Source organism: Kitasatospora sp. NPDC059722 (assembly GCF_042733235.1).
In the GTDB taxonomy this organism is placed as follows: domain Bacteria; phylum Actinomycetota; class Actinomycetes; order Streptomycetales; family Streptomycetaceae; genus Kitasatospora.
The window spans coordinates 1-3,158 of sequence record NZ_JBHWGD010000050.1 but is presented as its reverse complement, the minus strand read 5'-3'; the positions used below and the strand labels follow the sequence as shown (position 1 = coordinate 3,158).

4 protein-coding genes are annotated in these 3,158 nt (G+C 75.0%); 1 reads left to right on the top strand and 3 read right to left on the bottom strand.

Annotated features, from left to right (window positions below; translation table 11 throughout):
* Positions 1-143: 143 nt before the first annotated feature.
* Genes ACFV4F_RS27815 through ACFV4F_RS27805 form a run of 3 tightly spaced genes read right to left on the bottom strand, consistent with a single transcriptional unit; the run spans position 144 to position 2,135 of the window.
* Positions 144-404, bottom strand: coding sequence for an acyl carrier protein (locus ACFV4F_RS27815; protein ID WP_380506425.1), 261 nt, complete (start codon positions 402-404; stop codon positions 144-146).
* A complete protein-coding gene (locus ACFV4F_RS27810) occupies positions 401-694 on the bottom strand; it encodes a phosphopantetheine-binding protein (protein WP_380506422.1) in 294 nt (97 codons plus the stop codon). Before ACFV4F_RS27810 ends, ACFV4F_RS27815 begins: the two co-directional genes overlap by 4 nt.
* A 31-nt stretch (positions 695-725) precedes the next feature.
* Positions 726-2,135 (bottom strand): class I adenylate-forming enzyme family protein, encoded by a 1,410-nt coding sequence (locus tag ACFV4F_RS27805; RefSeq protein ID WP_380506419.1) that lies wholly within the window; start codon positions 2,133-2,135, stop codon positions 726-728.
* Positions 2,136-2,360: 225 nt separating this feature from the next.
* Here ACFV4F_RS27805 and ACFV4F_RS27800 point away from each other — a divergent pair, with 225 nt between their 5' ends.
* Entirely contained in the window at positions 2,361-3,143 is a 783-nt protein-coding gene (locus ACFV4F_RS27800) for an alpha-hydroxy acid oxidase (RefSeq protein ID WP_380506416.1), read from the top strand.
* Positions 3,144-3,158 lie beyond the last annotated feature (15 nt).

Sequence of the window (3,158 nt, the reverse complement as noted above, 5' to 3'; positions counted from 1 at the left end):
CACCCGGCCCCTGCGGTGCCGCGCCCCTCTGGGGCCTTGCCGGGGGGGGCCGCCGGGGGTGAGTTCGCCGAGGCCGCGCCCGGCCGCGCTGAGCACGCCGACGCCGCTGACCACCGGACGGGCGGCGGCCGGGAGGACGGCGGTCATGGCTGCGCGGCTCCGGGGGAGGTGCTCGCCAGGAGGGCCTCGCGCAGCAGTCCGGTGGCGTCGTCGACGGTCCGCACGGCGGCGAAGCGCTCGTCGTCGAGGTCGCCCTCGATGCCGTAGCGCTGCTCGAACTCGGCGATCAGCCAAGTGAGTTCCAGCGATCCGAGCTCGTCGGGCACGGTGTCGGCGGCGCGCTGCCCGAACGCCGCCAGCATGTCCACGACCTCGGCGCGGTCCGGCCGGCCGGCGCGCGTCACGCGGCGCTGCCGGCGGCCGCGCCGGCCGGGTCCTGGGCCCCGGCGGCCTCGATGCGCCGGACGACGTCGGCGGTGAACTCGTCGAGCGTCATCATCGCGGTGGTCTCCATCTCGTCGAGGTCGATCTTGACCCCGAACTCGTCCTCGACCTGGACCGACAGGTCGGCCAGCGCGAGCGATTCGAGGTCCAGCCCGGCCGGGCCGAGGTCGGTGTCGCCGGTGACCCCGGAGACGTCGTACTGCATCTGGGCGAGGGCGGAGAGGACGAAGTCGCGGATGCGGTCCTGCATGGAGGGCTCCTAGGAGAGGAAGGCGCGCTGGTCAGCGGGCGGTGGTGGCCGTGGCGGCGTCGCGCAGGGCGGCCGGGTCGCGCAGCAGCTTTCCGGTCGCGGTGCGCGGGAGTCGGGGGAGGAGGGCGAGCCGGCGGGGCCGCTTGTAGGCGGCCAGGCGGCGGTTGAGCCCGTCCTGGACGGCGGCCGGGTCGGCGCCGGCTTCGAGGGCCAGGTACGCCTCGATGCCGCCGTCCTCGAAGACCACGACGGCCTCGCGGACGGCGGGCAGAGCGGTGAGCGTCTGCTCGACCTCGGTGAGGTCCACCTTGAGGCCGCCGATGGACACTTGGGAGTCCAGCCGGCCGAGGACGGTGACCTCGCCGGTGTCCGGGTCGAGCAGGGCGGCGTCCCGGGTGTGCAGCCAGCCGTCCGACCAGCGGGTCGGGTCGTCCAGCCCCGGGTAGGGCGAGGTACCCGCCGCGATCCGCAGCTCGCCCCCGACGAGCCGCAGCCGCATGCCGTGGACGGGCCGCTTGGCCGGGTGCAGCCCGCCCGAGAGGTCGGTGGCGATCACCCCGGTCTCGGTCATCCCGTACATCGTGCCGAGCGGGACGCCGTACCGGTCCGTGAACAGCGCGGCCAGGCCCGGACGGACCAGCTCGCCGGCCACCACCATCCGCCGCAGCCGGGGCAGCGGCGGCGGCGCGACCGCGCCGGCCAGCAGCTCGGCGTGGAACGGCACGCCGATGACGGTGACCGGCCGGCCGCCGCGGGCGGCGGCCGAGAGGATGCCCGCGGCCGTCATCCGCTCCGGCACGGTCAGCGCGGCGCGGGCGAACAGGGCGTTGAGCAGTCCGCCGACCAGGCCGAGCACGTGCACCATCGAGGAGAGCAGGACGACCCGCTCGCCCTCGCCGGGGTAGTCCACCAGCCTGCGGTAGCAGTCGAGTTCGCGCAGCAGGTCGGCGGCGGTGCGGGCGATCACCTTGGCCGGGCCGGTGGACCCGGAGCTCAGCTGGACCAGCGCGTGCCCGGTCCGGGCCGGCCGTCCGTCCGGCAGCCGCACGGCCACCGGCTCCACGTCGGAGAACCCGCGCAGTGCCGCCGCGGACCGGTGGGCGGAGCCCACCAGGACCTGCGGGGTCAGCCGGGCCACCGCCGCGTCGACCTCGTGGTCGGTCAACCGGTGGTCGAGCAGCGCCACTTGGGCGCCGAGCCGCCATGCTGCCAGCAGCACGGCGACGAATGCCACCGAGGGCGGCAGCCGCAGGGCCGCCGTGCCGCCCGAGCCGAGACCGGCGGCGGCGAGCCGAGCGGTCTGCTCGTCGACGAGGGCGCGCAGGGCGGCCCGGTCGATCGGGCCGCCGAAGTGCAGGCACTCCTCGCCCCCGTCGCCGGCCAGCAGGAGCCGGTCGATCCAGTCGGGCGGGGCATCGGCGTGCGGCTGCGCGGGGAGCATCCGATCCGCGAGCGGAAGTGAAGAGCTTGAAAAGGCGGTCAACACCACTCCACATAGTGAGGGGATTTGACATGGACGCCGTGAACAACCAAAACGGTCAATTCCGTGGCCAGACCTTGGCACAGACGATTGGTCAAATCAAGGTCTATACCAATGTGGTTGTTGCTCCTACGCTGCCGAACCGGGAGCGGTCCGCGCGTGGCCGTCCGGGAATTGGAGCTGCCCGTGGGAGTGACCACGCTGGCCGGGATCGAGCGCGCCGCGCGCGCACATCTCCCCCGCGAGATCTGGGACTTCATCGAAGGCGGCAGTGGCGCGGAACGCACCCTGGCGGCGAACCGGGAGGCGTTCTCCCGCTACGCGTTCCGGCCCCGCACGCTCGTCGACGTCTCGGCCTGCTCGCCCGCGACCACCCTGCTCGGCAGCCCGCTCGCGCTCCCGGTCGGCATCGCCCCGATGGCCTACCACCGGCTGGTCGACCCCGAGGGCGAGACGGCCACCGCGCGGGCGGCCGGCGCGGCCGGAGCCCTGCTCGTGGCCGGCATGTTCGCGAGCCGCACCCTGGAGGACATCACGGCCGCCGCCACCGGCCCGGTCTGGCTCCAGCTGTACTGGCTGCGCGAGCGCGCGGCCCTCGCGGCCCTGGTCGAACGGGCCGAGGCAGCCGGAATCTCGGCCCTCGTGCTCACCGTGGACGCCCCCAGGATCGGCCGCCGCCTGCGCGACCTGCGCAACGGCTTCGCGATCCCGCCCGCCGTCCGCGCCGTCAACCTCGACCCGGCCCTGATGGCGGCCAGCCACCGTGCCGCGAGCGGGAGTTCGGGCATCGCCGACCACGCGCGCGAGCAGTTCGACCCCTCGCTGACCTGGGCCGACCTCGGCTGGCTGCGCGAGCGCACCCGGCTGCCGCTGGTCCTCAAGGGCGTCCTCACCCCGGAGCACGCGAGCCTCGCCGTCGACAACGGCGCCGACGCCCGCGGGGGGGCCAACCCGGGCGGCCGGCGCTAGCGAGTGTGCGTGGCC

Excerpts from the sequence above, each read along its gene's own strand:
- ACFV4F_RS27810 (WP_380506422.1), bottom strand. The coding sequence starts at position 694 with ATGCAGGACCGCATCCGCGACTTCGTCCTCTCCGCCCTCGCCCAGATG.
- ACFV4F_RS27805 (WP_380506419.1), bottom strand. The coding sequence starts at position 2,135 with ATGCTCCCCGCGCAGCCGCACGCCGATGCCCCGCCCGACTGGATCGAC.